At 68.5% G+C, this 2983-nt stretch carries 3 protein-coding genes and 1 pseudogene; 2 read left to right on the top strand and 2 right to left on the bottom strand.

Features of this window, described 5'->3' with window-relative positions:
- Positions 1–432, top strand: a pseudogene (locus tag ACFWF3_RS30435) (NDP-sugar synthase); the annotation flags it as partial.
- 58 nt (positions 433–490) lie between these two features.
- Here ACFWF3_RS30435 and ACFWF3_RS30430 read toward each other — a convergent pair.
- Complete coding sequence (locus ACFWF3_RS30430; RefSeq protein ID WP_379317119.1) at positions 491–1141, bottom strand: nitroreductase family protein; 651 nt, start codon at positions 1139–1141, stop codon at positions 491–493.
- 67 nt (positions 1142–1208) lie between these two features.
- Here ACFWF3_RS30430 and ACFWF3_RS30425 point away from each other — a divergent pair, with 67 nt between their 5' ends.
- Positions 1209–1583, top strand: coding sequence for a winged helix-turn-helix transcriptional regulator (locus ACFWF3_RS30425; RefSeq protein WP_379317117.1), 375 nt, complete (start codon positions 1209–1211; stop codon positions 1581–1583).
- Here the strand turns inward: ACFWF3_RS30425 and ACFWF3_RS30420 are convergent.
- On the bottom strand, positions 1576–2983 hold a 1408-nt coding region (locus tag ACFWF3_RS30420), incomplete at its 5' end, for a carboxylesterase/lipase family protein (protein WP_379317115.1). The two genes, ACFWF3_RS30425 and ACFWF3_RS30420, sit on opposite strands and share 8 nt — an antisense overlap.

The following is a 2983-nucleotide window of genomic DNA, read 5'->3' as shown; positions in this document are numbered from 1 at the left end:
GCCTCCTACTGGCGCGATATGGGCACCCCGGAGGACTTCGTGCGAGGCTCCGCGGACCTGGTCCGCGGCATCGCTCCCTCCCCCGCTCTGCCCGGCCAGCGTGGCGAGTCTCTTGTCCACCCCGGCGCGGGTGTGGCACCGGGCGCGCTGCTGATCGGCGGGACCGTGGTCGGGCGCGGCGCGGAAATCGGCGCGGGTGCGCGACTGGACGGCGCGGTGATCTTCGACGGCGCGGTGGTCGAGGCGGGCGCTACCGTCGAACGCTCGATCATCGGCTTCGGTGCCCGCATCGGCCCCCGCGCACTGGTTCGCGACGGTGTGATCGGTGACGGCGCCAATGTCGGCGCCCGCTGCGAGCTCCTGCGTGGCGCCCGGGTGTGGCCCGGCGTGGTCATCCCCGACGGCGGCATCCGCTTCTCCACCGACGTCTGACCCTCGCGACGCCGGGTCACCGCCGATTCCCTCGGCCGACGACCCGGCGTCGTGCTGTTCACGCGAGCCCATACGCCTCACGGAAGACATTGCGCTCCCTGGCCCGGCGACCCGGATGCTCACGTCGCTCGGCCGGATGACCGACCGCCAGCAGCAGCGCGATCGCGAGATCGTCACGGTCGCCGATCCCGATCGTCTTCTTCACCTTCGCTTCGTCCCAGCCGTTCATCGGTGCGGTGGCCAGCCCCAGCTCGGTGGCCGCCAGCATCACGTAGGTCGCCGCGATCATGGCGTCCTTGACCGCGTACTCACGCAGTAGCCCGCGCCGCGCGAGATCGGTCTGGAACTCGTGTGACGCCGAGGCGAACATCTCGATGAACTCCTCGGTCCACGCGCCGTTGCCGCGAGCCTGGTCGTAGACGTCGCGGTGGTCCGCGCGCCAGGACTCCGGTTCGGCGACGAACACCAGCATCAGTGGCGCCTCCCGCGATTGGGGCTGGTCACCGGTCGCCCAGGCCAGACCGGCCCGACCTGCCTCGCTCGTGATGGCGACGATGGCGCGATCCTGCAAGTTCCAGCTGGTGGGCGCCTCGATGGCGAGATCGAGCAGCACCTCGAGATCGGTCGTCGAAACCGGATCCGGGCGGTAGTGGCGGACGGTGCGACGGGTGCGGATCGCTTCGGCGACCGACAGAGTTTTCGATGTCATGCACCCACTATCGGAGAGTCACTCTCCATTGGGAAGTAGGCACTAAATAGTGCGTTACTATCCCCCGATGACAACCTTCGCGGAGTCCTCGGGCCTGCCCGCCGACGCCTACTCGGCGAAGTGCCCGACCCGGCAGGTGCTCGATCACATCGCGGGCAAATGGACGATCCTGGTGATCGACGCGCTCCTCGACGGCACGCAGCGCTACACCGACCTCAGCCGGCGTATCGAGGGCGTCTCCCAGAAGATGCTCACCCAGACGTTGCGCAGTCTCGAGGCCGACGGATTCGTCACCCGCACGGTGTATCCCACGATTCCGCCCAGGGTCGACTACGCACTCACCGCGCTGGGTCGCAGCCTCGCCGAGCCGATCTCCGCCCTGCGGCAGTGGACCGAGACCCACATCAACGAGATCGAACGCGCTCGCGCCGGGTCTAGCTGAAGCCGACGGCGTGGTCGCCCCAGGCGGTGTGGAGGTCGGCGTCGGGGTTGTCCACGATGCGGTCGATGGTGTCGATGAGCAGGGTGGTGCGGGCGGTGGGGCGGTAGCGGGGCCAGTGTTTGGAGCCGTCGATGGCGGCGGGGACACTGTGTTCGGCGAAGGCCAGCCAGCGGCGCTGCATGCGGCCCGAGACCGCGACCGAGGCCTTGCGTCCACCGAGCCAGAAGGTGGGGTCGTGGTTCAAGGTGCCGAAATTGCCGAAGACATACGGCAATTCGGTGGCGTGACCGGCTCCCACCCTGGCCGCCTTCAACATCGGGGTGGCGTAGTCGAAGCGGTACATCCAGGTCGGCGAATGCTGGGCATGCCCCTCGGCGACCCAGGCCGCGGGCATCCGGAAGGCCGCGTCGGTCGACATCGCCAGTGCGCCACGGGTTTTGGTGAGGTCAGGGTAGGCGGAGGTGATCTCGGCGATCCGCTCGGGCGACATCTCCGGATGCGAGGCGGCGACGTCGCGCAGCATCGCGTTCACCGCGTCGGGCGTCACCGGCATGATCGGTGAGCGCAGCACCCGAAACAGCGACGCCTCATCGCGATTGGTGCCGATCAGCAACGGCACCCGATGCGAATGTCCCTGCTGGAATCGGTCGATCGGGTAGCCGGGCAACAGGTCCGCGTCGACGACCGGTGCCGCGGCGAGCCTGCCCGGTTCCTTGATGGGCACCTCGTCCAGCAGCACGGACCCGATCTCGACGAGCTGTTCGATCGGCAATTCCAGCAACCGATTCGCCTCGCCGGGCCCGAGTTCGAGCAGCTCGAGATAGCGCTGCCCGACGACCGCCGCCCGTTCCCGCCCGAAAACCGTGGTAGCGGGCGGACTCTGAGCGATCGCCTTGTGGAACAGCCCGGCCGCGGCGGGCGAGGTGAGCAGCGCGGTGACACATCCCGCGCCCGAGGACTCACCGAAGAGGGTCACATTGCCCGGATCACCACCGAAGGCGGCGATATTGTCTCGCACCCACGCGAGGGCGGCGAGCTGATCGTGCAGGCCGAGGTTCGCGGTGAACTGCTCACCGAACGAGGACAGATCGAGGAAGCCGAACACCCCGATTCGGTAGTTCACCGAGACGACCACCACGTCGCCCGCCTCGGCCAGCTTGCGTCCGTCATAGATGGTCTGGGCGGCGGTGCCGAGGCAGTAGGCGCCGCCGTGCACCCAGACCATGACCGGACGTGGTGCGTCGTCGCTGGGCTCGGGCCGCGGTGACCAGACGTTGACCCACAGACAGTCCTCGCCCATCTGCAGGTCGGAATCCACCGGCACCATCGCGCCCATGGCCTGCGGTGCGATATCGCCGAACACCACACAGTCGCGCACGCCGTCCCAGGGTTTCGGGGGT

This window comes from Nocardia sp. NPDC060220 (assembly GCF_042727815.1).
Taxonomy (GTDB): Bacteria; Actinomycetota; Actinomycetes; order Mycobacteriales; family Mycobacteriaceae; genus Nocardia.
This window is presented reverse-complemented; position numbering and strand designations above follow the sequence as displayed.